Origin of the sequence: Thermococcus sp. MAR1 (assembly GCF_012027305.1) — an archaeon.
In the GTDB taxonomy this organism is placed as follows: domain Archaea; phylum Methanobacteriota_B; class Thermococci; order Thermococcales; family Thermococcaceae; genus Thermococcus.
Window position 1 is genome coordinate 13033 of the sequence record NZ_SNUF01000003.1, and the last position, 25957, is coordinate 38989.

At 53.2% G+C, this 25957-nt stretch carries 24 protein-coding genes, 1 tRNA gene and 1 pseudogene; 7 read left to right on the forward strand and 19 right to left on the reverse strand.

What is annotated here, in order from left to right; translation table 11 throughout:
* The first annotated feature begins 56 nt into the window (after positions 1-56).
* Positions 57-959 carry a pantoate kinase gene (locus E3E25_RS10275; protein WP_167893226.1) on the forward strand — a complete coding sequence of 301 codons (903 nt, stop codon included), beginning with the start codon at positions 57-59 and terminating at the stop codon, positions 957-959.
* 43 nt (positions 960-1002) lie between these two features.
* A complete protein-coding gene (locus E3E25_RS10280) occupies positions 1003-2682 on the forward strand; it encodes an ATP-dependent DNA ligase (RefSeq protein ID WP_167893372.1) in 1680 nt (559 codons plus the stop codon).
* Here E3E25_RS10280 and E3E25_RS10285 read toward each other — a convergent pair.
* Positions 2666-3403 (reverse strand): PrsW family glutamic-type intramembrane protease, encoded by a 738-nt coding sequence (locus E3E25_RS10285; RefSeq protein WP_167893227.1) that lies wholly within the window; start codon positions 3401-3403, stop codon positions 2666-2668. The two genes, E3E25_RS10280 and E3E25_RS10285, sit on opposite strands and share 17 nt — an antisense overlap.
* Before the next feature lie 116 nt (positions 3404-3519).
* On the opposite strand from E3E25_RS10285, the gene pyrE reads away from it, so the two are divergent.
* Positions 3520-4071 carry an orotate phosphoribosyltransferase gene (gene pyrE / locus E3E25_RS10290; protein WP_167893373.1) on the forward strand — a complete coding sequence of 184 codons (552 nt, stop codon included), beginning with the start codon at positions 3520-3522 and terminating at the stop codon, positions 4069-4071.
* Here pyrE and E3E25_RS10295 read toward each other — a convergent pair.
* Together E3E25_RS10295 and E3E25_RS10300 are read right to left on the reverse strand one after the other, a co-directional pair.
* Complete coding sequence (locus E3E25_RS10295) at positions 4027-4860, reverse strand: MinD/ParA family protein (protein WP_167893228.1); 834 nt, start codon at positions 4858-4860, stop codon at positions 4027-4029. The genes pyrE and E3E25_RS10295 overlap by 45 nt on opposite strands.
* Positions 4861-4912: 52 nt before the next feature.
* The gene (locus tag E3E25_RS10300; RefSeq protein ID WP_088181196.1) at positions 4913-5128 is read right to left on the reverse strand and encodes a helix-turn-helix transcriptional regulator; all 216 of its coding nucleotides are present in this window, start codon (positions 5126-5128) and stop codon (positions 4913-4915) included.
* Positions 5129-5237: 109 nt separating this feature from the next.
* Between E3E25_RS10300 and rlmD the strand changes: the two genes are divergently transcribed.
* Both rlmD and lrpA read left to right on the forward strand, forming a co-directional pair.
* Positions 5238-6491: a 23S rRNA (uracil(1939)-C(5))-methyltransferase RlmD gene (gene rlmD / locus E3E25_RS10305; RefSeq protein ID WP_167893229.1), complete on the forward strand. Its 1254-nt coding sequence runs from the start codon at positions 5238-5240 to the stop codon at positions 6489-6491.
* A gap of 69 nt (positions 6492-6560) precedes the next feature.
* Positions 6561-6986, forward strand: a complete 426-nt coding sequence (gene lrpA / locus E3E25_RS10310; RefSeq protein WP_167893230.1) for an HTH-type transcriptional regulator LrpA — start codon at positions 6561-6563, stop codon at positions 6984-6986.
* 107 nt (positions 6987-7093) lie between these two features.
* Here lrpA and E3E25_RS10315 read toward each other — a convergent pair.
* Positions 7094-7171 (reverse strand) — tRNA-Gly (locus E3E25_RS10315).
* A 44-nt stretch (positions 7172-7215) separates the two neighbouring features.
* A complete protein-coding gene (locus E3E25_RS10320; RefSeq protein ID WP_167893231.1) occupies positions 7216-7818 on the reverse strand; it encodes a class I SAM-dependent methyltransferase in 603 nt (200 codons plus the stop codon).
* A 94-nt stretch (positions 7819-7912) separates the two neighbouring features.
* Here E3E25_RS10320 and E3E25_RS10325 point away from each other — a divergent pair, with 94 nt between their 5' ends.
* Entirely contained in the window at positions 7913-8548 is a 636-nt protein-coding gene (locus tag E3E25_RS10325) for a hypothetical protein (protein WP_167893374.1), read from the forward strand.
* A gap of 127 nt (positions 8549-8675) precedes the next feature.
* Positions 8676-9116, forward strand: coding sequence for an emp24/gp25L/p24 family protein (locus E3E25_RS10330; protein ID WP_167893232.1), 441 nt, complete (start codon positions 8676-8678; stop codon positions 9114-9116).
* 9 nt (positions 9117-9125) lie between these two features.
* Here E3E25_RS10330 and E3E25_RS10335 read toward each other — a convergent pair whose 3' ends face one another.
* The 14 genes and pseudogenes from E3E25_RS10335 to glpK form a co-directional block, all read right to left on the reverse strand.
* Positions 9126-9410, reverse strand: a complete 285-nt coding sequence (locus E3E25_RS10335; protein ID WP_167893233.1) for a DUF2103 domain-containing protein — start codon at positions 9408-9410, stop codon at positions 9126-9128.
* 31 nt (positions 9411-9441) lie between these two features.
* Entirely contained in the window at positions 9442-11148 is a 1707-nt protein-coding gene (gene arcS, locus E3E25_RS10340) for an archaeosine synthase subunit alpha (RefSeq protein WP_167893234.1), read from the reverse strand.
* Between the two features lie 9 nt (positions 11149-11157).
* Positions 11158-12060 carry a coiled-coil protein gene (locus E3E25_RS10345; RefSeq protein WP_167893235.1) on the reverse strand — a complete coding sequence of 301 codons (903 nt, stop codon included), beginning with the start codon at positions 12058-12060 and terminating at the stop codon, positions 11158-11160.
* Positions 12061-12202: 142 nt separating this feature from the next.
* The gene (locus E3E25_RS10350; protein WP_167893236.1) at positions 12203-13045 is read right to left on the reverse strand and encodes an ATP-dependent Clp protease proteolytic subunit; all 843 of its coding nucleotides are present in this window, start codon (positions 13043-13045) and stop codon (positions 12203-12205) included.
* Positions 13046-13092: 47 nt separating this feature from the next.
* A complete protein-coding gene (gene arcC / locus E3E25_RS10355; RefSeq protein WP_167893375.1) occupies positions 13093-14040 on the reverse strand; it encodes a carbamate kinase in 948 nt (315 codons plus the stop codon).
* Between the two features lie 129 nt (positions 14041-14169).
* Complete coding sequence (locus E3E25_RS10360; protein WP_167893237.1) at positions 14170-16329, reverse strand: ABC transporter substrate-binding protein; 2160 nt, start codon at positions 16327-16329, stop codon at positions 14170-14172.
* Between the two features lie 62 nt (positions 16330-16391).
* The gene (locus E3E25_RS10365) at positions 16392-17654 is read right to left on the reverse strand and encodes an NAD(P)/FAD-dependent oxidoreductase (RefSeq protein ID WP_167893238.1); all 1263 of its coding nucleotides are present in this window, start codon (positions 17652-17654) and stop codon (positions 16392-16394) included.
* A gap of 82 nt (positions 17655-17736) precedes the next feature.
* A complete protein-coding gene (locus tag E3E25_RS10370) occupies positions 17737-18747 on the reverse strand; it encodes a hypothetical protein (RefSeq protein ID WP_167893239.1) in 1011 nt (336 codons plus the stop codon).
* A gap of 12 nt (positions 18748-18759) precedes the next feature.
* Complete coding sequence (locus E3E25_RS10375) at positions 18760-18978, reverse strand: hypothetical protein (RefSeq protein WP_167893240.1); 219 nt, start codon at positions 18976-18978, stop codon at positions 18760-18762.
* Between the two features lie 159 nt (positions 18979-19137).
* On the reverse strand, positions 19138-21096 hold the full coding sequence (gor, locus tag E3E25_RS10380) for a glyceraldehyde-3-phosphate:ferredoxin oxidoreductase (protein WP_167893241.1): 1959 nt from the start codon (positions 21094-21096) through the stop codon (positions 19138-19140).
* 77 nt (positions 21097-21173) lie between these two features.
* Positions 21174-21518, reverse strand: coding sequence for a DUF1667 domain-containing protein (locus E3E25_RS10385; RefSeq protein ID WP_167893242.1), 345 nt, complete (start codon positions 21516-21518; stop codon positions 21174-21176).
* Positions 21515-22771: an NAD(P)/FAD-dependent oxidoreductase gene (locus E3E25_RS10390; protein ID WP_167893243.1), complete on the reverse strand. Its 1257-nt coding sequence runs from the start codon at positions 22769-22771 to the stop codon at positions 21515-21517. Before E3E25_RS10390 ends, E3E25_RS10385 begins: the two co-directional genes overlap by 4 nt.
* The gene (locus tag E3E25_RS10395; RefSeq protein WP_167893244.1) at positions 22771-24258 is read right to left on the reverse strand and encodes an NAD(P)/FAD-dependent oxidoreductase; all 1488 of its coding nucleotides are present in this window, start codon (positions 24256-24258) and stop codon (positions 22771-22773) included. The genes E3E25_RS10390 and E3E25_RS10395 overlap by 1 nt, the downstream gene beginning before the upstream one ends.
* 159 nt (positions 24259-24417) lie before the next feature.
* A pseudogene (glpK, locus tag E3E25_RS10400) lies at positions 24418-25894 on the reverse strand (glycerol kinase GlpK).
* Positions 25895-25957 lie beyond the last annotated feature (63 nt).

The window sequence follows — 25957 nt, forward strand, 5'->3', positions numbered from 1 at the left end:
CCTTTTCTCACCAATTTTAAAAGGCCAATGAAGCACTTTTTCTCGGAGGTGAGAGGTTGCTCGTTAGAACCTTCGTTCCAGCCCACATAACGGCATTCTTCGTTCCGGTCTTTCACGATGATCCGCTCAAGGCCGGCTCCCTCGGGGCAGGGATAAACCTCGATAAAGGAACCAACGTCTTCGCGAGCATAGAAACCGGCACGCTTGAGAGGCACATCCACATAGCCTTCAACGGCGAACCGGTTAGGAAGAAGAGGGCAATCATAAGCTACTCCGTCGCGGATGAGCTGGTTCCAAACGATTTCGTGGGTGAGGTTGAAATCTGGCAGTACTTCGACTTCCCGAACGGGTACGGCTTCGGCAACAGCGCGGGAGGAGCTTTGGGAACTGCCTTGGCATTGAGCTACACCTTCGGGGGGACGTGGCTTAAAGCCGCGCAGATAGCGCATAGACACGAGGTACTCAACAGGGGCGGCCTCGGTGATGTGATAGCCCAGCTGGCCGGCGGGATAGAGGTTCGCGTTAAACCCGGCGGTCCGGGAATAGGTGTGGTGGACAATCTCTTCTTTGAGGATTACCGCGTTCTCGTCGTCCCCCTGGGCAGGCTCTCGACCAGAGAGGTGCTCGATGGGGATGTCGTTAAAGCGATAGAGCGTGAAGGAAAGCTCGCCCTCGAAAAGCTCCTCGGGAGTCCAAGTCCGGAAAGGATGATGCTCTTGGCGAGGGAATTCGCGGAGAAAACCGGCCTTCTGAGCGGCGAGCTCCTTGAGCTGGCGAAGGAACTGGACAAAGTTATTTCCACTCCCAGCTCCATGATAATGCTCGGAAGGGGTCTCTTTGCCCTTCTCCGCGAAGATGAGGTGGAGAATGCTATAGGTGTGGTTTCCGACCTCAACCTGCCCTACGACGTGGCCAAAATCCACGAAGGAAAGCCAAAGGTTGGAAGGTGGATTGGCTAAACCCTTTTATCTCCCTATCCCTAACTCCATTCAGGTGGTGGAGATGAAATACGCCGAACTCGCTGACCTTTACAGGCGCCTGGAAAAAACGACCCTCAAGACCTTAAAGACCAAGTTCGTTGCTGACTTTCTCAAGAGAACCCCCGATGAGCTCCTTGAGATAGTACCGTACCTAATTCTCGGAAAGGTCTTCCCCGACTGGGACGAGAGGGAACTCGGCGTCGGTGAGAAGCTTCTCATAAAGGCCGTCTCCATGGCTACCGGCGTTCCCGAGCGGGAGATAGAGAACTCGGTGAGGGACACCGGCGATTTGGGAGAGAGCGTTGCCTTAGCTTTGAAGAAGAAAAAACAGAAGAGCTTCTTCTCCCAGCCGCTGACGATTAAGAGGGTTTACGACACCTTTGTAAAGATGGCTGAAGCCCAGGGTCAGGGGAGCCAGGACAGGAAGCTGAAGTATCTCGCGAATCTCTTCATGGACGCCCAACCCGAGGAGGGCAAGTACCTCGCCAGAACGGTTCTTGGAACGATGAGAACCGGCGTTGCGGAGGGAATCCTTAGGGATGCCATAGCGAGCGCCTTCGGCGTCAAGGCCGAGCTCGTCGAGAGGGCCTACATGCTCACGAGTGACTTCGGCTACGTCGCGAGGGTGGCCAGGCTCGAGGGCAACGAGGGCCTCTCAAAGGTCAGAATCCAGGTGGGCAAACCCATAAGGCCGATGCTTGCCCAGAACGCGGCCAACGTGAAGGAGGCTTTGGTGGAGATGGGCGGAAAGGCCGCTTTTGAAATAAAGTACGACGGCGCGCGCGTCCAGGTTCACAAGGACGGCGATAGGGTCGTTATCTATTCGAGAAGGCTGGAGAACGTGACGAAGTCCATTCCTGAAGTTGTGGACGCCATAAGGGAAAGCGTAAAGGCCGAAAAGGCCATCGTGGAGGGCGAGCTCGTTGCCGTGGGTGAGGGCGGGAAGCCCAGGCCCTTCCAGTACGTTCTTAGGCGCTTCAGGAGAAAGTACAACATCGAGGAGATGATAGAGAAAATCCCTCTGGAGCTGAACCTCTTTGATATACTATACGTTGACGGCGATGGGCTGATAGATACACCCTTCTCCGAGCGCAGGAAGAAGCTGGAGGAGATAATTTCCTTGGGGGAGCGGATAAGGCTGGCGGAGCAGCTGGTAACCACCAGCGCCGAGGAGGCGGAAGAATTCTATAAGAACGCCCTTGAGCTCGGCCACGAGGGTCTGATGGCGAAGCGCCTGGATTCGGTTTACGAGCCCGGGAACAGGGGCAAGAAGTGGCTGAAAATAAAACCCACGATGGAGGACCTTGATTTGGTCATCATAGGTGCCGAATGGGGTGAAGGCAGGCGCGCACACCTCCTCGGCTCCTTCCTAGTTGCGGCCTTCGACCCGCACAGCGGCGAGTTCGTCCCGGTCGGAAAGGTCGGGAGCGGCTTCACCGATGAGGACTTAGCAGAGTTCACCAAGATGCTCAAGCCCCTCATAGTCCGTGAAGAAGGAAAGCTCGTCGAGATAGAGCCAAAGGTCGTTATCCAGGTTACCTACCAGGAGATACAGAAGAGTCCGAAGTACGAGAGCGGCTTTGCCCTCCGCTTCCCGCGCTACGTGGCCTTGAGGGAGGACAAGAGTCCCGAGGAGGCCGACACTATCGAGCGCATAGCCCAGCTCTACGAGTTCCAGGAGAGGTTCAAGGCAAAGCGCTGATTTCCCCGGTTTCTCCGGCGTCTTCCCGTATTTTTTCCGTCTCTTCATCCTTCCTTGGAACCAGTTTTCCGGCCAGTTCGGCGGCTTTCTTTGCCATGAGCGGTGTCACGAGAAGGAAGCCCGTTGAGAGTCCAGCTAAATACGCCACAACGGTCCCGGAGTAGCCGTCCACCATGGCCAGGGAGGGAAGGTCGTAGAGGGCATGCGCTATCATCGAGAAGACCAGCCCCGTGAAGCGCTTCCATCCCCTCTCGCCGAGCAGGAAGCCGACCGAGATGGCCGCCCATATGGTGTGCAGTCCCATAAGCACTATTCTAACGGCCACTAAGTATGGTTCTTGGTTCAGGGCGAAGATTCCCGCGGTGTACATTATTCCCTCTATAACCCCGAGGAAGAGGCCTGCACCTATGACGAGCTTCCACTTCTCCCATTCCGGCGAGCGCTCGAAGAACTTTAGGGGCAGGAGCTTCACAGACTCCTCAATTATTCCGGCAGCAAAGGCCAGCGCAACCCACGTCTTGAGGAACAGGAGGGGCGCCTCAAGGACGGAGGCTATGACGAGGCCAAGGATGCCGAGGGCGAATCCCTGAACCTTCCAGCCGCTCTCCGGGAAAGAGCGCCACCTCTGGAGGGTGTACTTGACTGCCAGCAGAACGGAGAGACCGCCGACTACGGTTATGATACCAAAGTAGTATTCGATGACCTTCTCCGGCGTGAGCATGGTATTTTCTCCACCATTCTCCCTTATTAACGTTGGCCCCAACTTTTTTAAATTTGATGTGGATTTTTCTCTAGAACTATCAAGAAATTTACACGAGGGTGTCCAAAATGGAGGATATGAAAGGCCAACTCATCGACATGTTCTTCTCCGAGGGAGCCATACTCTTCGGCCGCTTCGTTCTCACCTCCGGAAAAGAGAGTGACTATTACATCAACGTCAAGAAGCTCTCCACCAACCCGAGAGCACTGAGGATAATCGCGAGGCTGATGGCAGAGAGGACTAAAGCGTTTGGCATCGAGTTCGACAGGATTGCTGGCCCGGAGCTTGGAGCGGTGCCGATAGCGACGGCCCTGTCCCTGGAAACCGGAAAGCCCCTAGTCATAGTCCGCAAGAAGCCCAAGGGACACGGCACCGGAAGCCAGATCGAGGGGGAAGTAAAACCGGGCGAGAGGATACTCCTGGTTGAGGACGTTACGACAACCGGCGGGAGCGTTCTGAAAGCCGCTAAGGTTCTGGAGAAGGCTGGGGCGGAGATAGCAGCTATAAGCGTGGTGGTTGACAGGGAGGAAGGGGCCGGTGAGAGAATAGGGGGGGAGTACCTGTTTATGCCCCTGGTCACGGTTTCAGAGCTTTTTGCCCGCAGGGACTCTGCCGGAGTGAAGGAATGAAAGTATCGCCTCGTAAAGCCTGTGGAGAAGGCCGTTTCTTTTCTTCCTTCCGAATATCCACTCGTCAAGAACCGAGCCGGCCTCGCTTATGGCCCTTGAAGCTGGTGCGTGCGGCGCGTACTCTAGGACCGGCCGACCCATGTTCGTTGCCTCCGGAACCTTGTAGTCGTGGGGTATTATGCCGACGACTGGAACGTCGACGCTGTACTCGAGGAAGTCCACCACGTCGTCGATGTTGGCCGAGGATTCCCTGACCTTGTTGATGATGACACCCACCTTCAGGCCGTAGGCTTCCCCAAGGGCCTTTAGCTTGACGACCTCGTTCTCCACCATCTTGTGTACCGAGTGTATTGGACAGCGCTCTATCTCGAGTATGATGAGCTGGTATTGGGCTAGTCGGAAGGTGGATATCGTGTCGAAGGGTATTCCGACGGGGGAGTCTATTATCGTCAGCCTGTACCTGGCCGAGATCTCCCGCACTATATTCCTGAGGCGCTTGTTGTCAATGTCAAGAACGTCGTACAGCCGTGAACTCCCTGGAAGAACATCAACTCCCGTGTTCACATCATGATACACAGCGTTGAGAACCCTCATGTCCGGGTTCTTTAGGAGGGTATGAAGGTTGTAGACAGGGTTGTATATGCCGAAATGAAATGCAAGCTTTGGCAGGTACAGGTCACCGTCTATGACGAGCGTTCTGTAACCATTCCTGGAGAAGTAGGTGCTTAGATTGGCGGTCATGGTGGTCTTCCCTGCACCGCCTCTTCCAGTTATAACGACTGATACCACCTCTAGCCCTCCGGAGGTCCTTGTTATTCTCAGCAAAAATTATTGAAAGTAATCAGAGGTAATCCTCTATGGTCTTGGCCTTGACCATTATTGAAGCCTTCTTCTGGCCGTAGAAGACCTCAACTAAGCCGTCGGATTCAAGCTGCTTAACGGTTTTTAGAACCGCTGGCATTGGAGTCTCAAGCTCGGCACTCAACGTCTGAAGCGCCACGGCCCTTTTCTTGGTAGCGAGGGTCTTATAAACAACATCCTTACGCCTGCCGAACATCAAGGGCACCGATATCTAATTACTCTCTCCTACTAAATAAACCTTCTGGGGTAGAGTTCGGCACACGTACGAAGGGCAGATTTATAAGGTGCCCACTGGATGAAAAACCATGCGGGGAGTTGTCGAGAGGCTTGACATGGAAGGTTTGGGCGTCGTGGGACTGGGAAAAAAAGAAATTCACATTCCTTTCACCACACCGGGCGATGTTGTGGAAGTCCGGAGATGGAGGCGGAGAAAGAGAACACTAATAGCCACGGATTTTGAGGTGGTGGAACCCTCTCAAAACAGGGTCGATCCCAAATGCCCCCACTTTGGAACGTGCGGTGGCTGCCTTCTCCAGCATATCCCCTACGAGGAGCAGGTTAGGTTTAAATCCGACAAATTGTCCAGGATTTTGGGCTTCGATGTCGAAGTCCTTCCATCGTCCGTGATTTATGGTCACAGAAACCGCATCGATGTTGTCATTTCGACAAATGGAATTGGGTTCAGAAGGCGCGGTACCTGGTGGGACGCGGTTGACATCGAGTGGTGTCCAGTTTTCGGCGAATCCAGCAGGAGGGTTCTCCGCTCCCTCAGGGAGTTTGTAGAGGACTTTAGGCTGAGTCTGTACGAGATACGGAAGAATGAAGGCTTTTTGCGCTACATCGTCATCCGTGAGGGCAAGTTCACGGGCGAGCTGATGGTTAACCTAGTAACCTCCCCGGGGAAGCTCCCCCCGGAGTTCCCGGAATACTTCAACTACGCGACTTCCGTCTACTGGAGCGTCAATAGAACGCAGAGCGACGTTTCGTATGGTGAGATAGAGCGCTTCTGGGGAAGCGAGTTCATACGGGAGCGGCTCGACGACGTTACCTACCTGATCCATCCAAACAGCTTCTTCCAGACGAACAGCTATGCCGCTGTAACGCTGGTTAGGAAGGTGGCCGAACTGGTCGACGGTGGGAGGGTTCTTGACCTCTACTCCGGCGTTGGGACCTTCGGCATCTACCTGGCCAAGAGGGGCTTCGAGGTGGAGGGAATCGAAGCCAACCCCTTTGCTGTGGAAATGGCCAACAGGAACGTTGAGCTGAACGGTGTTGATGCGACCTTCAGTGTTGGTGAGGACAAGAACGTCGAAAATCTTTCGGAATACGAGACGATAATCGTTGATCCTCCAAGGGCGGGGTTGCATCCCAAACTGATAAAGAAAATCTTAAAAGACAAACCGCAAAGCATCGTTTACGTCTCCTGCAATCCGAAGACCCTCAGAGCTAATCTCGATGAACTGGAGGGAGTTTACTCTCCAGAGACTGCAGTGGGAATCGATATGTTCCCGCACACGCCTCACGTGGAGACGGTTGTCAAACTTAAACTCAAGGTTTAACTTTAGAACCAATAGGTTCAAAAACTTAATATACCTAGTCCCCATAACTTTAAACAGAGGTGATGAAAAATGCTTGATGAAAGGGACAGGATCATAATCGAAATGCTCACCAAGGACGCCCGCACTCCGTTCACGGAGATAGCCAAGGTTCTTGGCATAAGCGAGACCGCCGTAAGGAAGAGGGTTAAGGCCCTCGAAGAGGCCGGAGTTATAAAGCAGTACACCGTTGTCGTTGACCCATCGAAGCTCGGCTACAACCTCGTCAGCCTCACTGGCGTTGACACACTGCCGGAGAAGATATTCGACGTTGCGAGCAAGCTCAAGGAGTTTGAGTTTGTCAGGAGCGTCTACCTCACCAGCGGTGACCACATGATAATGACCGAGGTCTGGGCCAAGGACGGGGAGGACCTCTCCGACATAATCTCCAACAAAATAGGCAAGATAGACGGTGTTACCAAGGTCTGCCCGGCAATAATCCTTGAGAAGCTGAAGTGAGCCCTTCTTTCTCTTTTTGGATTTTTACAGTTTTTGGCCTTATATACGAGTATACTAGTTGCTCTAAAAACTGTTGGATCTGAGAAGAGGTGTCCACGAGAATATTATGGTGCGGTGGCCGGGATTCGAACCCGGGTTACCGGCTTGGGAGGCCGGTGTCCTAGACCAGGCTAGACTACCACCGCTCGGCCCAGCCCGTAATATAGGGCATCCCCTAACTTTAAAAGTTTTATCCCTTCTTTCTCCCCACGATGAGACGGACTATTCCCCGGTAGTGGCTCTCCTCGTGCTCGATTTCGAAGTAATTTCTGGCCAAAAGGTGCGTTTCCCTCAGCGTGTTGTCGTCCAGCAACAGACCAAGGAGAACGTCAAGGGGCTTGAGGAACAGCCAGTTCAAGAGTCTGCAGTCGCTCTTCGTGTGCTCAAGGAAAATCGCCCTCCCGCCGGGCTTTAGGACGCGGTGGATTTCTCTCATGGCCTTCTCAGGATTTGGAACCGTACAGAAGACGAAGGAACTCACCACTGTATCGAAGCTTTTACCTGGAAATTCGAGCCTCTCGGCGTCCATGACGTGAAAACTAGCCTCCAGGCCGAGCTTTTTGGCCCTCTTTCTTGCTATATCAAGCATCTCCGGGACGGCATCCACCACGTGGAGTTCGATGTCCTTGGGATAGTAAGGAAGCATCTTTCCAACGCCAACGCCGATTTCGAGGACCCTTCCGCGGGCAAAGCTTGCCGCCTTTTTTCTGAGTGGACAGAAAAACCTGTCTAGGGGCTTTTCCAGGACATCGTAGCGCTCTCCCAGCTTCGCGTACTTCTCCCTGAAGCTCATACCAGGTGGTCTGCCGTTGAGATTAAAAACCCTCCCCCGATCCGGGTCGGCAGGCTTTTAAGGCCCGACCCCAAAGCTCCCCCCGGTGATGCTCATGCCGTATCTGCTGATAGAGCACCTTGAGGAGCTGAGGGAGTGGGTTCTGCTGGAGTACAAGCACGCGAGCGAGTGGTGGGGGGAAAAGCTGATATTCACCAACGTAGAGCCGCACGAGAGGGAAGAGCTGGCGAAGCTGGGGAGCGTTTTGACCCAGAGCGTTACCGAGTTCCCATTCAACAGGTCAAAGCTCATAATCCTCGACCCCTTCGCGGAGGAGGAGCTGAAACCTGAGGACATTGAGGAGGACAGCATAATCGTCGTGGGTGGAATCCTCGGAGACTTTGAGTTCACCGGAAAAACAAAGAAGTTCATAACCGAGAAGATCGAAGGAGCGAAGGCCAGGCACATCGGGAGCGTGCAGTTCTCCATAGACGGCTCGGCGATAGTGGCAAAGCTCATCGCCGAAGGGAAGAGGCTGGAGGAGATTGAGTACGAGCTGAACCCGACGATAAAGCTGGACGAGTTCAGCGAGATAACGCTCCACTACGCGGTGCCAAAGCTGAACGGAAAGCTCTTACTAACGCCTGGCCTGATAGAACTCCAGAAGAGGGAGCTTGGGTACACCGAGGCTGACGATGAGATAAGCGACGAGGAGCTAATAGAGTTTTTTGAGGGGGAGAGGTATTTTTGAGTTTGAATTGTTAATTATTATGTGCGTTGTAGCTTAATCAACGGTATAGCAATGTTTTTGATTGCTACATTGTGGTAGGAACAAAAAGTTTTTTAATCTGAACGGTACTAATAAGATGGGTGGTACTATGGCAAATATGAAAAAACTCTTGATATGGATTGGTGCTGTGATTGGGATTCTACTGATTATATTTTTGGGGTTAATGGCATTTGCCCCGGAAACTGTTCAAGAAGCGGTACCCCATGAGAGAATGGTAACTATTGCTAGTGGTACATATGCTGTTGATCCAGGAACCACCCGAAAGTTTAGTTTTAGTATTCCATATGGTGCCAGTGATGTGAGGATCAATTTAGAGTTTGAAGCTAGAGGTGGTTCAGGAGATGATATTATTGTTAAAATTGTTGATTCTACCGGGAGAGTTGTATACAATAGTGGTCAAGTCACGAGGGCACATACCACAATTAACCTTTACAAGGAGGGTACATATTATCTGATACTAGATAATACTTTTTCGTTAGTCTCATCCAAAGAAGTTACTGTGCATGCCAGATTAGTATATATTGGGTAGTTTTATTCTTTACCTCACTACTCTCTCTATCTCCCTCCAAACCCTCTCCCTGTCGGCCTTGTCAACCACCAGAAATACCTCTTGGACGCTCCCGTCGCTCTTGGCTATCAGCTTCAGCCCTGTGGTCGTTTCTCGCGAGACCTTTATCTCGAAGCCCCTCGAATCGCTCGCGTAAATCCTGCCTGGAATGACTTTCTTAACTCCCGGTATGGCTGCTATCCTCTCCAGTGGCTTTTCAAGGCCCTTCAGGAAGTGGTGCTCCCTCTTGACTCCCCTCTTGAAGTGCTTCGGCATGTGGGAAGATAGAAAAGCGGGTTTTTAGGAGTTACGCCCTCTTCCTGACCTTAACCGCAACACCCTTCCTGGCTCTAACCATCTCCTCTCCAGCCAAAACCGCCTTCCCGACGCCCGTTACCTTTCCGTCCCTCACTATGCCCACTATGTCGTCCGGCCTTATTGCCGGATCGGCCTCGTCAACGCCGACCGCGAAGACGTCACCGCGGAGCTCGAAGTCCACCTTCACCCAGTAGGCCTCGAGGGCATCGTATATCCTCTGCATTCCATAGGGTGTGACGCTTATCACGCCGTCCTTGAAGGTTCCGGTCTGCTGGTTGTCAATGAAGAGGCGGAGCATCTTGGAGCCCTTGACCTTCCCGCCGTCCGGCAGAACCGCCTCTCCGGCACCAACGCCGAAGTAGAAGTCGAAGACCTTCCTTATGCCCTCGAAGTAGCGGTACGTCCTGTCTTCCTTGGTTCCCTCAAGCTCGAACTCCCCGAGGGTTTCAGTTAGTGACCTGAGACTCTCCTTGCTCGTGGTCCCGTTCTCAAGGCGGGTGAAGATTATCTCCCTGCCTGTCATTTCAGCGGCCATCTTGGCTATCTCCACGTAGGCTTCATCCAGGTGCGCTATTATCGGAACGTCCTTCGGGTACTTTTCAAGGGTTTTCGCCAGAAGCTCGGCCGCCGGTTTAATCTCCTCCTCGTTCCAGTGGCCGGTGACGACTATGTCGTACTTTGCTAACCACTGCCACTCCCGTGGAACGACACCGAAGGGCGAAGTCAGAATCAGCTCGTGGGCTCTGGCTATTCCTGAGCCAAGGGCCTCCTTAACCGCCTTCCGGTAGAGGGTGTGGGAGCGGGAGAAGGAGTAGGGCTTCTTGGCAGAGCAGGGGAAGAGGAGAACCAGCTCGGTGTTCTTCGGTGGGACGAAGCGCTCGGCAACTCTTGAATGCCATCTCCTAACTTCCGGCCTTCTAATCGAGGCGTCGCTTATGAAGTAAACGGTCTCCCTCTGGATCGGCGTGTATTTCTCGAGGTAGTCGTGATGCTCCAAATCGGCTATGCGGAGTATTCCCGCGTGGTACTGGGTGCTGAAGAAGTTCTCAACGAGGTAGCGGAGCTTCCCTTCCTTCAAGGCTTTCCTCACGTGGAGTATCGTCTCCCTGGCGAAGTCGAGGGAGTTGGGTTTTTCACTCCAGATGAAGGGGCTATACCCGGTGAACCCCTTACCCTCGAAGTCGTAGAGCTTGAGCGAGCGGGTGTCGAAGGCATCGACGCCGAGGTAAGCGGCCAGCGGATAGAAGAACGGTTCCAGATCGGCGATTATCATAACGTTGGGGAACCTCTCGCGCAGCTCCCTGATTATCTTCACGAAGTAGCGGTACTCCCTCACCAGAATCTTTGAGTTGCCCAGATAGACGGCATCGAAGCTGTAGCGCTCGATTATCTTGAAGAACTCGCCCAGGTAGGAGGTCCTTCTCAAAGCCGGCAGGTAGAAGGCGTTGAAGCCGTCGTAGTTTACGCTCCAGAGCCTCCCGAGGGCCTTCTCTATCACATCGCCCGGCGTGTAGAAGCCGAGGGGTATGGATGGGGCCAGGTTGAAGTCGTACTCCCCGGGCTCCTTGGGGTAGAAGAAGGAGTTGAAGGGAGAGAGTGTAAAGTCTACCCCTGCCAGTGCGGGGGTCTTGAACGAGTACTCCCCAAGCCTTACGAGGCCCAGCCTTCCAGGCCCCTCATGCCTGATGACTTCCATAGCCAGGCCTCAGACGAGGTTGTACCTCTGGAGGAGGAGCAGTTCGTCGAGGGTGAGCTTTTCACCCTTCTTGAACTTCTCAAGGGCCTCGACGGCCTTCTCGAAGCTGGCGTCCTTCTTGGAGCGCATCCTTGCGACGAGCCTGTAGGCTATGAGCTCCTTGTGCCTCTCGTCGTACTCCCTTATCTTCTTCTCGATCTCGCGGAGCTCCTTCCTGACCTCCTTGATCTTCTCGCGGAGCTCGACGACCTTGGCATGGTACTCGTCGGCCTCCTTCTTGACCTCGTCCGCCTGGTTGAAGGCCTTTATCATCTGCTCGTGGAACTGCTGGCTCTGGTTTGCTAACTTCTGTATCTCCATGCTTATTGCCCTCCTGGCCTTCTTGAGCTGGTCCACCTTCTTCCGGGTCTCCTGGAGCTTGGTGTGGAACCTCTGGGCCTGCTGAAGTATCTCGAGTTCGGTAGCAAGAACCTGAATCTGGTCAACTATCTGCTTCTCCCTCTCAGGAGTTATGTTCGGGTTGGTCTGGAGCTCCCACTCCAGCTTCTCTATGCGCTCCTGTATCTTCTCGGGCGGCATCTTAAGTCTGCGAAGCTGGTTGTACTCGTCCCTCTTCGTCCTGTATTCGAGTATCTCCTGGTAGAGTAGGTCAAGCTTCGCGTTTATTTCCTCGCGGTTTTTCTTGAGCTCCTGTATCTGCTGGTTGATTTCATCCCTTTTGGCTTTGTACTCGCGCCCCTTCTGGCGAAGCGCTTTGACCTCGTTGTTCTTTTCATCTCTCTTCTGAATCCAGATTTGAAGCTCCTTATCAAGCTCCTCCAGTTTGGCCCTTATCTCGTTTCTCTCCTTTTCAAGGGCCTCTATCTCCCTCTTGATCCTCTTAATTTCCTCTGGGTCCACTTTCGCTTGCATCTCTCTTCCCCTTCCCTCTTTTTAGAACAGCGTTCTTCACTCCAAACATCTGGACTGAAAACGGCAAGAGTAAATAAAAACTTTTTGGCTGAAATTTTGCGAGTCGGCCAAAATAGGTGGGAGTAAGGGAAAACTTAATCCTTCAGGAACTCTCGCCCTTCTGGGTGTACGGCATGAACTCGACGGTGCCCCTCTGCTTCATCGGCTGCTTGTAGAGCTCCATTAAGGCATAGACCTCCTCGGGAACATCTGTGCTCACGTGGAGACCGAGATCTTTTGCATGGTCGTAGGTTATCGGGTAGTCGTGGGTCCACCGACCCTCTGTTAGTATCTGAGCCAGCTCCCTGGCCTTCTCGTCTCCATAGCGATCCTTCAGGATACTGTAAACGAAGTCGCGAACCTGTTTGATGGCCTTCTCAGCCACGTCCGCTAGGATTAGCGTCTGGTCGTCCACCTTGTCAACGCCCTTCCTCTCGACCGCTCTGACGATGCTTGGTCCGGGGTACTGGCCAAGCTGCGGGTCAACGGGGCCGAGGACCGCGTGGGGATCCATTATTATCTTGTCGGCGGCGAGGGCTATCAGCGTTCCGCCGCTCATGGCGTAGTGGGGGACTATAACGCGCGTTTCGGCCGGGTGATCATGGAGGGCCTTCGCTATCTGCGTGGCCGCTAAAACAAGCCCCCCAGGCGTGTGGATTATCAAATCAATCGGCTTATCCTTAGGGGCGGAACGGATGGCTCTCAGGACTTCCTCACTGTCCTCGACGCTTATGAACTTGTAGAAGGGTATTCCGAAGAGTCCTATGCTTTCTTGCCTGTGAATCATTGTTATTACCGTTGATTTTCGCTTTTCCGAGAGTCTTTTGAGGAGCTTGGCTCTAGCCAGTTGCAGGCTCCTGTACTGCATCTGAGGCCACAGCAAGATGTACATGAAGAACAACCACCACAGCAGCGAACCGAAGAATCCGGTGGCGGCCTCGCTCATGTTATCACCGAATAAAGAAGGAAGGGGAGATATTTATAGGCTTTGGTTCAGCCCTTTATGACCTGGGTTCCGGTCTTTCCCTCAAGGGCCTCGACGGCCTTCTCGAGGTGGGCTATAACCGCCCTTTCCCCGCCCCACTCGACGAAGCGCATGGCAGCTAGAACCTTCGGCCCCATGCTCCCCTTTTTGAAGTGCCCTTCCTCATAGTACTTCTTCAGCTCCTCGACGGTGACCCTCTCGAGCCACTTCTCGTTGGGTTTGCCGAAGTTTATAGCGGCACCATTCACATCGGTCAGAATCATGAAGATATCAGCGTTTACCTCTTCCGCCAGTCTTTCTCCTGCCAAGTCCTTGTCTATAACCGCCTCGACGCCCTTGAGCTGGCCGTCCTCCTCGATGACGGGAACCCCACCGCCCCCGCTGGCTATAACGATGAAGCCCTTCTCCACCAGGTCAACTATCACCGGAGCCTCAACGTGGCCCTTTGGATCGGGGCTCGGCACTACTCTTCTCCAGCCCCTGCCGGAGTCCTCTATGACGACCCAGCCCTTTTCCTTCGCGAGCTTTTTGGCCGTCTCCTCGTCGTAGAAGGGCCCAACCGGCTTGCTCGGGTGCTGGAATGCTGGATCGTCCTTGTCAACGATGGTCTGGGTTACTATCGTCGCCACGGGCTTGTCTACCCCCCGCCTCTTCAGCTCGTTCCTTATCGCCTGCTGTATCATGTACCCTATCTGGCCCTGGGTCATTGCTCCAGCCACATCCATCGGCTGGGCAGGAATGCCGTGAGTAGCCTGACCGGCGTCCATGTGGAGGAGTAAAGCACCGACCTGGGGACCGTTACCGTGGGTGATTACAACCTCGTAGTCACCGTCAAGTATTATATCCACTATCTGCTTGGCCGTCTTCATGACGTTGGCCATCTGCTCCTCGTAGGTTCCCCTCTGGCCTCGCTGGAGAATAGCGTTACCGCCCAAGGCTATAACAACCCTCTTCATGAGCATCACCTCCGGGGTGTATAGATACGCGGGGGAGGATAAAAACGTTCGTTAGGAGCCAGCCCTGTTCACTGGAAAAAGGTTCGGGAGGAGGGAAGATAAGTTGGCAAAGGTAAAGCTAACGGGCCCTCATTCCTCCGAGAGGTGGCGGAGCAGCTCCCCCACGGTCACCTCCGAGGGCACGTCAATGAAACCCCACGGAACGAATTGAGGCCTCGCCGTCCAGTGTGAAGACGGTGGCCAGGAGCGCATGACGTAGACGTGCCAGGCACCTTCGTCCTTTGATATCCATCCGTACATGTGGTAAACGTCCCAGTACTCCAGACGAACCTCAAAGCCCAGCCTCTGGAGGACCCTCCTGAGATAGTTCCCAACCTCTAGAGTGTGGGGCTCCCGGTAGCGGGGATTCCTTTCCTCCACAGCGAGGATTATCTCGACCTTCCTTCCGTCGAAGTACCAGGTTCCGTTGATTCTCTCAAGGGTGTGGTTCGTGCCGTTGAGCATGAGTTTCGCCTTCTCCATTCCCTCCTCAAAAAGGGCCATGCCGTAGTCGGAGTTCCCTCCCTGAGTTAGGTTGAAGGCCCCGTAGAGGTTCTCCACGATGCCTTCCCCCGGATGAAACGGGCCAAGCCTGTCGAATGCCGGAAGTGCCCCGGGAATCCCCGAAGCGAGCTCGCTCCTGTTGATGAGGTAGTTGAGGGCGAGCCTCACCTCCCTGATGGCGAACGGGTTGAAGTGGGGCTTTCCATACTCGTCCGTTATCACTGGAAGACCGTTCTCCCCGTAGGGATTCAAAACTGCACCGTACACACCATCGGAGGCACGGTAGAGTTTGATCTTTCCCTCCTTGGCGTACTCCTGCAGTTTCTGGTAGTAATCGGTCGAGTAACCCTTCAAGAAGACGTCGTATTCACCGGCGGCAACTTTCTCTATGAGTCTGTCCGCGTAAGATGTTCCCACGCAGTATATCGTCTTGGCGCTCCCCTCCGTGGGCAGGATCTCTCCAACAACGTCCCGCCATCCCTTGAAGCGCTCCATCCTGTAGGAGATCTTCTCCGGCGCCGCCTCGACGAAGACGTAGGGACCGTTCCCGATGAGGAAGTGGCCGTAGATGCTGTGGAAGGTTCTGTCGAGGATGAGCCTGACGAAGGCCTTTCCCCAGTCTATCCCGGGGATATCCGGCCCTTTTCCTGTCATCAGCTTAACGATGACTCTATCGAGGTCCTCCAGAGACTTGTTGTCGAAGAGGTCTACCGGATAATCGTCCTCTGGATAGCCCCAGCTTGAGAGCTCCTCAGGGATGAAAACGTAGTTGGTGCCGTATATCCCATAGCGTTCCTCATTCGCCACCAGCTCACCCATGGCCCAGTAGAGCTCCCATGGGAGCTGCGGGTAGAACAGGTATTTACTGGCTAGGAGATCGTCCACCAGTGGCTCCCTTGCCCTCAGATAGACCGTGTACGAGTTCCCATTGAAGGAAAATCCCACGATGTTTGACAGGTTCTCCGCGAGTTCCAGCTTCGGTTCGTAGTAGGGGTCGCCCTGGAAGTCTTCGTAGGCCCAGGTGTAGAGGAACGCAATGTAGTTCTTGATGTCCTCTCCAGTCATCCACGCCCCGTTCTGCCACTGGCCGAGGCCACAGCGGTAGGTTATCGAGACGCTGTAATCCTCGCTTCCATTAACACTCACCCATCCCAAAGTCTGGTTGTAGAGAACCACCCCCGATGGAACGGTTCCGGATTTTTTGCTTATCTCCCAGGTGCACCTGTACGGGACGTACGTGCCGTTGAATAGATAGGTACCCCTGTCGAATGCCCTGCTGAGAAACTGCGCAGGATAATGGTCGAGACCCGCTACTGGGTTGAAGGGCCTATGGACGCCGCAGGTGTATACCATGAACGCAGCCCTTAAAAGCCCGTCAGCTGTTTTGGCAGTCATCGGAGTCCATCTGACGTCGAAGCCCCTGTAAGGACTGTAGAAGGGGCTTTCCACACGACTGCCGGCTATGTAAAACCTTCCTGCATCGATGAGCGCTATCCTCGTGCTTTCGTAGGCCTGTAGGGCCGCTATGAGTCTCATCACGTCCCGGTACTGAGACTCGTCGCTCACGTTGTTCCTGGCGAACTCTATGAGACCGTGCATCGTGAGGTTCGAAATCTCCCCAACGGAGCCCCAGTCACGGTAGTACTCAAGGCCGAGGAGCTTGAAGGGGTCACTCCTGTCCGCATGCATCGTGGGAAGAGCCGTCAGAAGGAGTATAACGACTGTAACAGCGGCCGCCCTCCTCATCTCTCACCACGTTCCATGGTACGAACTTATGATAAAAAAGAGTTTCGGTATGGGGTGGAACTTCAGAGGTACCACTCTGAAAAGTTACCGAGGCCGAGCCTCTCAAGGGTTTTCATGACCCCCAGGGCTATGCCCTCAACCTCGATTCCCCCCGGCGGCTTGTATGCATCGCCTACGATGTAAACGTCCTCCACTGGGAAGTCCTCAACGGTCTGGCCGCTGGCGACCCTGTTAACGGGATTCCCATCGAGGTAGGTCTGTACCAGCAGGAGTTCTCCCTCGCTATCGAGGTTCGGGAAGATTCTGTAGATGTCTTCGATGCCCTTTCTCTGTTCTGCCTTGACGTTCCTGCCCTGCAAAGCGTGGTGGAGCATTACCAGGGTATAACCTTCCTTGGCCAGCTCGGGAGAAAGGCTTGAAGGCTCGTTGTAACCATTTATCCTCTCGGTGTCGAGGGTGAAGACGACGGTGTTCCCTATCCTTGGCCCACCCTTCAGTGCCACGTTGTACTTTATCCCCTCGCTCGGCTTGAGGGAATCAACGCGCTTGAGGTAATTTTTCTCGAAGTTCTCCCTTCCGATAAGCTCAACGGTTTCTTTTATTCCGATGTTGGAGATGAGAACATCGTAGGCGAACTCCTCACCGTCTGCCGTGATGACCCTCTTCGCCTCGGGGTCAACTTCGACGGCCCTTTTCCTAGTGAGGATTTTTCCGCCTTTGGATTCAGTTATCCTTGCCAGCTCCCCGGTTATCGCCCTACACCCGCCCTTGACCAGTCCGGGCCCGCCCCACCTCAGGGCAGCCTTTATCTCCCTCGCCAGCTCACCAGCAGGAACTTCTAGGACGCTGTCGGCCCAGCCGAGGAAGCTCTTGATGAAGAGGTCAACGAACTCGTTGTCGCCTATCCTTTCCCTTATCCATTCTCTCCCGCTCGTCTCGGCCTCTTCTCCCTTCGGCAGTTTGTTCCTCTTGATGTCGAGCAGGAGCTTTGTAGCCCTTGCCTTCTCGGTAAAGCTCAGGTACTTCCAGCCATCGCGATAGTGGAAGGTTCTCCCGTTGTAGAAAATCATGCCCTTTGGATTTGAATTGACGATTTGAACGTTTGCGTTGAGGAGCTTAAGGAGGTGAGCCAGAGGTCCGTCCTCACCGTGGGGAAGCATGTGGAACGCTCCAGTAGAGAGGCCGAAGCCTTTGTAGTCAAGGTTGGTGAAGCGACCGCCAGTGTAGGGGGCTTTTTCAAGGACGGTAACTTGGTAGCCGTTTTTGGCCAGGAACGAGGCCGTCAGAAGGCCGCCGATTCCGGAGCCTATTACAATACTTTGCATAGTTATCACCTGTGAAACTTCAGGGTCCTTAGATGCCTTTGTATGAGACATTACAGAGCTTGTTAGAATTATACGGCTATCGTTAGTCTTCCTTTGGTGATAATTGAATCTCAAGTTCTAATTGTTCTCCAACAAACAATCTAGGGTTTCTTTTTATTTGTATCTCAAGTCTCTTTCCATCGTCTTTAAGTCTATACTTGTACTTAAGAGGACTTCTATGACTACTCCGGATTTTTACCCATCCTCTATCCTGCTTATATATTGCCCCTCTTGGCCATAGATTATGTTCTTCTGTAAGCTCAGAGAAATCTATTGAAAATGTTATCTTTTCTGTTGGGACTACTATTAAATATCCAAACTTAAATGTCGGTAGTTTTCCGTTTTCGATGTATAGGATGTAACCTTCCTTAGACTTTCTTATAACTTTTGTAGTTATATCCCTGCCAATCTTAATATTTTGGAGCATTTCTTCGTCATTGTCCATTTTTATTTCTATATCTAGCCTAATCCACTTAGGTGAGATTGATATGAATTTGCATCTGTCGTTATCAATGCCATTCTTGTCTATTAGTGTAAAAACTTTATTCCCAATAGAAACTGATACACTTTCGAAGTTAGTTTTATCGCACTTTCCATAAAGAACGTCAAAATGATATACATCAAAAAAGTCCTTCAAATCATCTCGTATAATTTGCCCCTCTCGTATCTCTTCAATTTTGAGTCCATATGTGTATCTGGTTTCGGTGGTGTTATCAGTCCCTGTCTCTTTCTTAATTCCCAGTAGCTTGAGATTAAGCTTAATGTTTTCTGCGATATAGGGATATCCTTCGTATCTCTCTTCGATTTCAATATAAGATACTACCGTGGCTAGAAAATACCCAGCTCCATAACTTGCGATGAATCCAGTGAACGTTGCAAGAGGTAATTGCGTAGCATATAACTCATTATTAATATAGTGCCCATAGAACATTAAAACTAAGGTCATGATTAAAAGTGTCAATAAAATCACTTGGGCATGTTTAAATGAGAAAATGAAAAAATTATGAACTTTTTGTGATCGTATTAGTTCATCCCTACTAAGAATTCTGGGCATTTTTGTTCCCCATTACTGCTGGTGTATAGCATTCTTGAGAAGCTCTTCTATATATTCTTTTGGAATAGTTATCTTAATTCCGTCTTTAGTGGACTCTATCTTCACTTTCCCAAGGTCGTCGTATAGTATTATTTGTCCTTGGTTAAATTCAAAATATGGGCATGCTCCAACTCCACATAGATATATCCTACCGGAATGAGGAAGTGTTAACTTCTTCACAGTAAATCTCATCTAGTCACCCCCCAACAATATTACTCTTAACCTATTTAAAAATTATGGTCGAAGATTTTTATTAGGTGCGGATTTTATAAAAATTTTCGACTTAGACCGGTTATTTAAGAATATTTTTAGAATAATCACCGTTAATTTCCTGGATTTTATATAAAAACTTCAAAACCTCCACTCCACCCCAAGAATCTCGCTGTAAGCCTCCAGAACCCTCTCAAGGTATTCCTTTGCCGTGCCTACTTTGTCGAGCCTGAACTTTTCGGCCCAGCGCTCGTTTCCGAACTCCTCGCTTCCTGCTGAGACGAGGTCTATGACGCGCATGCTGTCCCAGAAGACTGGGGTGTAGCCGGCCTTTCTGGCGTACTCTATCAGCCTCTTAATCTGCTTCCTGGCGTGCTCCTCCATGTCAACGTTCTCGCCGTAGGCGTCCATGAAGAGGGCCTTAAGGACGGGCTTCATCCAGCCTCTATGAAATCTGCACCAGCCGACGTTGTCGTACCAGAACTCCCAGAGGGCGCTCGCGATTATCTTGCTCGCCAGCTCCTCCGGCTCAAGAAAGACGCCGAACTGGTAGAAGGTCCAGTACCTTCCCTGAATCGGGAGTGGTATGTAGTTGCCTATCGCCCAGTACATCGTCGGCGTCATCTCTCCGTTCTCGCCGAGCGGAACGAAGACGCCGTAGTCTTTGAAGCTCTCTCCATAGCTGAGCCTGTCCTTGAAGCGCTCGTCGAAGATGACGCTCGCCTTCCTCTTTCCGAGGCCGATTATCCTCGCTATCTCGTTCTCGGCGAAGGCAACGCGGTGGGCCAGCTCGGCGACGAGCTTGGCGTTGATTTCACTCGCCTCGACCGGCCTCTCAAGAAGGGCCTCTTTGGTGAACTCCGGCTTTCCGCTTATGCCCACTTCCTCCGGCTTGAGCAGACCGCGGTGGATTAATTCCAACACCCAGGCGGCCGTTCCGCCGAACTCTATCGCGTCAAATCCCATGGCATCTGCCGCGTGGACGCTTATGTCGCTTGCCCTTAGAGAGATGCTTCCGCTCAGCGGCCCGTTGGCCTCGTAGGGCTCGTACTCGACGTGGTGCCCCCTGCGGTGCTTCTTACACACGACCGGACAGGGCTCGCCACACGTCGTCCAGTTCTTGGGCTTTATGGCTTCTTCGTTGAAGGGCTCCCAGTAGTGCTTCATTATGTTCTCGTGGATTTTTATGCGCTCTTCCTTTTTGATGTACGGCATCTGCCAGTTCAGTATCGGAACGAAGTCGCCCTCGGCAGGGTAGTTACCGCCGAAGGTTCCGCCAGTGTTGAGCTTGGGGTTGAAGCGGTACTTGGTGGTCTTCTCGCTTATAATCTCGTTGTAGGGCTTCTTGTGCACGCCCTCGACGATGCCCTTGGAAGTTCTGAAGTTGCCGATGTCCTCTCCCGGGAAGGCTCTCTTCCTCGGCTTCCCGCCGAAGATTATTCCGACGACGTTGTGGGCTCTAAGCAAAACGCTTCCCGAACCACCCCTCGCGGCCCAGTCCTCGCTGCCTACAAGCCGTTCCCCCTTCCGCAGAGCCTGGGAGAATATCGCCCCGTAGTTGGTGTTTAGAGCGGCGGGCCCTACAACGGCTATGCGGTATTCGAAGTCGAACTTATCTCCAAAGGTATCGATGAGGTACTGAGTGAGGGCATAGACTCCTTCCTCATCCTTGTAGCCCCTCCAGATTTCAACGACCTTCTCAAGCTCGATCTCGTGGAGTTCAACCCTCACGCTCTCTCCATCGTTGTAGAGCAGAACAACGACGGGTTTCTCGGCCTTACCCTCAAAGGTAACGAAATCCACGCCAACGTTCTTGAAGGCGTAGGCGGCTCCGCCCATTGCCGATGGAAAGAGCGTTCCGTATAGCGGTGAGCGGAAGAAGAACATGAGCCTGTGCGCCCCGGGCAGGGTCGAGCCTGAGAAGGGCCCCATTCCCATTACCATGATGTTCTGGGGGTCGTATGGTTCAAGGCTGTGGGTTTCCAGGCTCTCGTGAACTTCTATTCCGTAGTCTATAACCCCGTATATTCCATCCCTCTCCAGCTCCTCGCTTTCGACCTTTCCTTCGTTCAGGTTGATCCTGAGAACCGTGAACCTCATATCCCTCACCCCGTATCACTCCCAGTGTTATTTACAATCAATGTATTTAAGAGTTTTGAGGATTGAAAAACGAGAGGCTAAGCCCCCCTCGTGGCCACTATTTTTATTCCGTTCCACTCGGCAACTGTTTCCCCAACCTCAACCGGGGCTTTGAGCTTCAACTCCGCCAGGAATTCCATCAGCTCCGGAATCAGCTCCTTCGGCACCGGCTCCACGGTTTTAACGCTCACCGTCGGCAACGCTCCGCCTTCAACCGGCACGACGCTCATGACGACCCTCTTGGGGTTCGTAACTTCCCCAATTGCCCACTCCTCACCGCGCGGGCATGTGCACCCTCTGACCTCTTTGACCTTTCCGTTCTCCACTTCCACCTCAATCGAACAGCCAAGCGGGCACACTATACAGGTGAAGCGGTAAATCATCCCTTAACCACCTCCACGGTGAGCTTCTCTACCTCCCTGATTTCCTCGGCCTTCAGCTTTACCCTGAGCATCTCCGCTGGCTTGACCACCGGGAGCTTTATCTTCCTGCTGATTTCGGGGATTCTAAGCTCCACTTCTTCCATCGGCTTCGTAACCCTGAGGTAGAGGTAAACGTCCCTCTCACCGCTGAGGTGGTGTGGGGCGAGAAGGCGGACGTTTTGGTCCTTCTCAACCTTAATCCATTTCCTGCTCTCTATTCCGCCCTTCTCGATGAACTCCTTGGCTCCTTCTGCCGCTAACTCACCCTGCTCGGCAACGTAGTCAACGAGGTCGTTGATGAGGAGCGAGTTTCCGGCAACGAAAATCCCCGGAACGCTCGTCTCGAGTCTGTCGTTGACAACTGGCCCACCTGTTGCGGGATCAATCTCAACGCCTATTGCCTTTAGCTTCTTTACGGCAGGCACGAGCCCGGCGGAGATAATCAACGTGTCACAGCTTATCCAGGACTCGCTCCCAGGGATTTCCCTGAGGTTCTCGTCAACCTTAACTACTTTCACCCTCTCGACCCTTCCTTTACCACGAACTTCCACCACCTTGTGGCTCAGGTAGAGAGGAATATCAAAGTCCCTCAGAATCATGACGTTCCTTGCCAAACCACCCGGATAGGGCATCAGCTCGATTACGGCCTTGACCTTGGCCCCCTCAAGGGCAAACCTGCGAGCCATTATCAGGCCGACATCCCCTGAACCGACGATGACGACTTCCTTCCCAGGCAGAACCCCGTAGATGTCCATCAGCGTTTGGGCCTCTCCGGCGGTGTAGATTCCCGCAACCCTGTCGCCCACTATACCTACCTCGAAGGCGTGCCTCTCGCGAGCGCCGGCGGCGTAGATAATAGCTTTAGTCCAGACCCCGTAGGCACCGCTCGGGGATGTGAAGATTACGACCTTCTCTAAGTCGGAGTAGTTTTTAATCTCCAAAACCCTCGCGGCCGTTCTGTACTCCACCCCGAGCTCCACCAGCCTCTTCGCGAGCCTCGACGCGAACTCCGGGCCGGTCAGCTCTTCCTTGAAGTAGTGAAGCCCGAAGCCCGGGTGAATGCACTGCGGGAGGATTCCGCCGAGGTAGTCGTTCTCGTCGAGGAGCAAAACCCTCAATCCAAGCTCCTTCGCCCTTATCGCTGCCGCCATTCCAGCCGGCCCACCCCCGATGACGACGACGTCGTAGTTCAGCATCGGAATCCTTGGGAACATCAGGCATCCCCCCTGAGGAGAACCTTAACGTCGCCTATTCCAATCTCGCTTCCCTCACCCTTCAGCGTGACCTTCCATGGCTCAACGCCGTACTCCCTCGCCAAAAGCTGGACTATCTTCGGCCTGCAGAAGCTTCCCTGGCATGTGCCTGTTGTGGCCTTCGTCCTGAATTTGACGGAGTCAACGCTCGGCGTTTTGACGCCTATGAACTTCATTCTCTCGATGGCCTCTAAGATGTCTCCCTCGCTCACGTTGTTACACCTGCAGATTATCTTTCCATAGGAGGGGTTCTTCTTGACCGCTTCGTTAATCTCCTCGGGACTCATCATGAAGAAGTGGCTTATCTCCTTCCTGTAGGGGTTCCACTTGGACTTCTCCTTGAGTTCTATCCCGAGGTCTCTCTGAATTATCCCCGCCACTTCGTAAGCTATTGCAGGGGCGCTCGTCAGCCCGGGCGAGCGAATGCCCGCTACGTTGATGAAGCCCCAGACTTCTTCTTCAGCCTTAATTATGAAGTCCCCTCCCGTTGGTTCAGGCCTTAAGCCGGCGAAGGTTCTGATGACTTTGCTCCTCGGCGGTAGCTGCGGCCAGAGCTTCTTGGCCCCTTCCCAGACCTGCTCAAGCCCCTCCCTGGTGGTGGCGAGGTTTTCCTTCTCCTCAGGTGGCAGATCCTGGGCGTTCGGTCCTATCATCAAGTGTCCAGAAATCTCCGTGGTGACCACTATCCCCTTGCTTATTGGAGTTGGAGTCGGGAAGAGGACCCTCCTCGGACCCAGAACGTCGTCGTCAAAAATCCAGTACTCGCCTTTCCTCGGGTGTATCTCGAAGTAGTCTATCCCGGCCATTCTCGCTATTTTGTCAGCATAGAGACCGGCGGCGTTGATTACTATGTCAGCTTCGATGAAGCCGTTGTTTGTCTCAACTCCTTTTACCTCTCCGTTCTCAACCTTTATACCTCTAACCTCGGTCTCGAGGTGGGTTTTGACGCCGTTCGCTACCGCGTTCTCGGTTATCGCTATAACCGCCGGAATCGGCCCAATCTGCCCGACTATGGGAACCCACAGCGCTCCAATAGCCTCTCGCGTCAGGCCCGGCTCGAGGTGGAAAAGCTCCTCTCTATCGACAATCCTCATCTCGGGGACGCCGTTCTTTCTTCCGCGCTCCAAAAGTTTTTCAAGCTCGTCGAAGTCCTCCTCCTTGGTTGCAACTATCAGAGCACCATTCCAGACGTGGGGAATCTCAAGCTCTTTCACCCACCGGTGCCAGAGTCTGTTTCCCCTTATGCACAGCCTGGCCCTCGTCGGGTACCTGTCAGGATCGTCGTCGTAACCGCCGTGGATCAAAGCCGTGTTGGCCTTGCTGACGCCCCAGCCAACGTCAGGGGCCTTCTCTATTAGATGAACCTCGAGGTTCTCGTACCTGCTCAGGACGCGTGCTATGCTGGCCCCGCTTATGCCCGCTCCAATTATGGCAACTTTGGTTTTCATAGTCCTCCCTCCAGCTGATTTGAGAATGGTTTTAACATTTTAAAGCTTTCCTAAACCTTAGGTTTTCTAAATGAGGCTGGAAAGAACCGTTTGGGACATTAAAAGAAAGGACAGGGGGGAACATTGATATAATGGATAAATTAGTGCAGCGGGTGGTGCTTAACTTCCGATGATCTTTGCCCAGCCCATGGCCCTCTTCACTGCCTCTTTCCATCCGCGGTAGAGTTTTTCCCTCGTTTCTTCGCCCATAGTTGGCTCGAACACCTTCTCTGACTTCCACAACCTCTGTATCTCCTCAAGGCTCTCCCAGTAGTCAACGGCGAGGCCCGCTAAATAGGCCGCCCCCAAAGCTGTTGTTTCCTTCACGACGGGTCTCACAACGCGCCTGTTTAGTATGTCCGCCTGGAACTGCATCAGGAAGTCGTTTTTGGTTGCCCCACCGTCAACCCTCAGCTCTTTAATTCCGACGAGCCTCTCCATCTCCTCGATCACATCCCTGGTGAGGTAGGCTATCGCCTCCAGCGTCGCCCTCGCGAGGTGCTCTCTGCCGGTTCCGCGCGTTATGCCGATTATTAGACCCCTTGCAAATTGGTCCCAGTAAGGCGCTCCCAATCCAACGAAGGCCGGGACAAAGTAAAGGCCCTCGTTGCTCTCAATCTTCCTTGCGAGTTTCTCTGTTTCGGAGGCGTGATTGATAATCTTTATTCCATCGCGGAGCCACTGGACGGCCGCCCCAGTTACGAATATGCTTCCCTCAAGGGCGTAGATGACCTTTCCGTTGAGGCCCCATGCTATCGTTGTGAGGAGGTTATCGGAATAGCGGACGGTTTTACCGGTGTTTGCCAGGATGAAGTTCCCGGTTCCGTAGGTTGCCTTCACCATTCCAGCATCAAAACCCGCCTGGCCGAATAAAGCCGCCTGCTGGTCGCCGGCATCTCCACTCACCGGGATTTCCGCGCCGAGAAGCTCCTTCTTTGTGTAGCCATAAATTTCGCTCGACTCCCTGACCTCGGGAAGAATCCCTTCTGGAATCTCGAAGATTTCTAGGAGTTCGTCGTCCCAGTCGAGTTTCTTTATGTTGAACAGCATCGTTCTTGAGGCGTTCGAGTAGTCGGTCACGTGCTCCCCTGTCAGGCGGTATATTAGGAACGTATCGACCGTCCCAAAGAGAACCTCTCCCCTCTCAGCCTTCTCCCTTAAGCCTGGAACGTTGTCGAGGAGCCACTTAATCTTTGACGCCGAGAAGTAAGCATCCGGAACCAGGCCGGTCTTCTCTTTGATAACCTCCCCGTATTCCCTCTTTATTTCCTCTACCATCTCCGCGGTTCTTCTGCACTGCCAGACTATCGCGTTGTAGAGCGGTCTTCCGTTTCTGTCCCAGACTATCGTGGTTTCGCGCTGGTTTGTGACGCCTATCGCCGCTATCCGTTCTGGCCCTCTCAAGTGCGGTCTTTATCGCCCTGAACTGGGCTTCCCAGATTTCTTTTGGATTGTGCTCGACCCAGCCGGGCCGGGGGTAGTGCTGCGGGAACTCGTACTGCCCGATGCCCCGGACGTTGCTTTCCCTGTCGAAGACAATCGCCCTGGCGCTTGTGGTTCCCTCATCGAGGGAGAGAACAAACTTATCATCGCCCATTTCAACCACCGATGTACATTGCTCTCCTTCCTGGCTGGAGGATGTATATTGAGGGCTATGGTG

What these genes read in the sequence shown, in the direction of transcription:
- E3E25_RS10330 (WP_167893232.1), top strand. Translation starts at nt 8,676, where the DNA reads ATGGCAAATATGAAAAAACTCTTGATATGGATTGGTGCTGTGATTGGG.
- arcC (WP_167893375.1), bottom strand. Translation starts at nt 14,040, where the DNA reads ATGAAGAGGGTTGTTATAGCCTTGGGCGGTAACGCTATTCTCCAGCGA.
- E3E25_RS10280 (WP_167893372.1), top strand. Translation starts at nt 1,003, where the DNA reads ATGAAATACGCCGAACTCGCTGACCTTTACAGGCGCCTGGAAAAAACG.
- E3E25_RS10375 (WP_167893240.1), bottom strand. Translation starts at nt 18,978, where the DNA reads ATGAGATTTACTGTGAAGAAGTTAACACTTCCTCATTCCGGTAGGATA.
- pyrE (WP_167893373.1), top strand. Translation starts at nt 3,520, where the DNA reads ATGAAAGGCCAACTCATCGACATGTTCTTCTCCGAGGGAGCCATACTC.
- E3E25_RS10370 (WP_167893239.1), bottom strand. Translation starts at nt 18,747, where the DNA reads ATGCCCAGAATTCTTAGTAGGGATGAACTAATACGATCACAAAAAGTT.
- arcS (WP_167893234.1), bottom strand. Translation starts at nt 11,148, where the DNA reads ATGGAAGTCATCAGGCATGAGGGGCCTGGAAGGCTGGGCCTCGTAAGG.
- E3E25_RS10325 (WP_167893374.1), top strand. Translation starts at nt 7,913, where the DNA reads ATGCCGTATCTGCTGATAGAGCACCTTGAGGAGCTGAGGGAGTGGGTT.
- E3E25_RS10345 (WP_167893235.1), bottom strand. Translation starts at nt 12,060, where the DNA reads ATGCAAGCGAAAGTGGACCCAGAGGAAATTAAGAGGATCAAGAGGGAG.
- E3E25_RS10385 (WP_167893242.1), bottom strand. Translation starts at nt 21,518, where the DNA reads ATGATTTACCGCTTCACCTGTATAGTGTGCCCGCTTGGCTGTTCGATT.
- E3E25_RS10300 (WP_088181196.1), bottom strand. Translation starts at nt 5,128, where the DNA reads ATGTTCGGCAGGCGTAAGGATGTTGTTTATAAGACCCTCGCTACCAAG.
- E3E25_RS10360 (WP_167893237.1), bottom strand. Translation starts at nt 16,329, where the DNA reads ATGAGGAGGGCGGCCGCTGTTACAGTCGTTATACTCCTTCTGACGGCT.
- E3E25_RS10320 (WP_167893231.1), bottom strand. Translation starts at nt 7,818, where the DNA reads ATGAGCTTCAGGGAGAAGTACGCGAAGCTGGGAGAGCGCTACGATGTC.
- E3E25_RS10335 (WP_167893233.1), bottom strand. Translation starts at nt 9,410, where the DNA reads ATGCCGAAGCACTTCAAGAGGGGAGTCAAGAGGGAGCACCACTTCCTG.
- E3E25_RS10390 (WP_167893243.1), bottom strand. Translation starts at nt 22,771, where the DNA reads ATGTTCCCAAGGATTCCGATGCTGAACTACGACGTCGTCGTCATCGGG.
- rlmD (WP_167893229.1), top strand. Translation starts at nt 5,238, where the DNA reads ATGCGGGGAGTTGTCGAGAGGCTTGACATGGAAGGTTTGGGCGTCGTG.
- E3E25_RS10350 (WP_167893236.1), bottom strand. Translation starts at nt 13,045, where the DNA reads ATGAGCGAGGCCGCCACCGGATTCTTCGGTTCGCTGCTGTGGTGGTTG.
- E3E25_RS10365 (WP_167893238.1), bottom strand. Translation starts at nt 17,654, where the DNA reads ATGCAAAGTATTGTAATAGGCTCCGGAATCGGCGGCCTTCTGACGGCC.
- E3E25_RS10395 (WP_167893244.1), bottom strand. Translation starts at nt 24,258, where the DNA reads ATGAAAACCAAAGTTGCCATAATTGGAGCGGGCATAAGCGGGGCCAGC.
- lrpA (WP_167893230.1), top strand. Translation starts at nt 6,561, where the DNA reads ATGCTTGATGAAAGGGACAGGATCATAATCGAAATGCTCACCAAGGAC.
- E3E25_RS10285 (WP_167893227.1), bottom strand. Translation starts at nt 3,403, where the DNA reads ATGCTCACGCCGGAGAAGGTCATCGAATACTACTTTGGTATCATAACC.
- gor (WP_167893241.1), bottom strand. Translation starts at nt 21,096, where the DNA reads ATGAGGTTCACGGTTCTCAGGATCAACCTGAACGAAGGAAAGGTCGAA.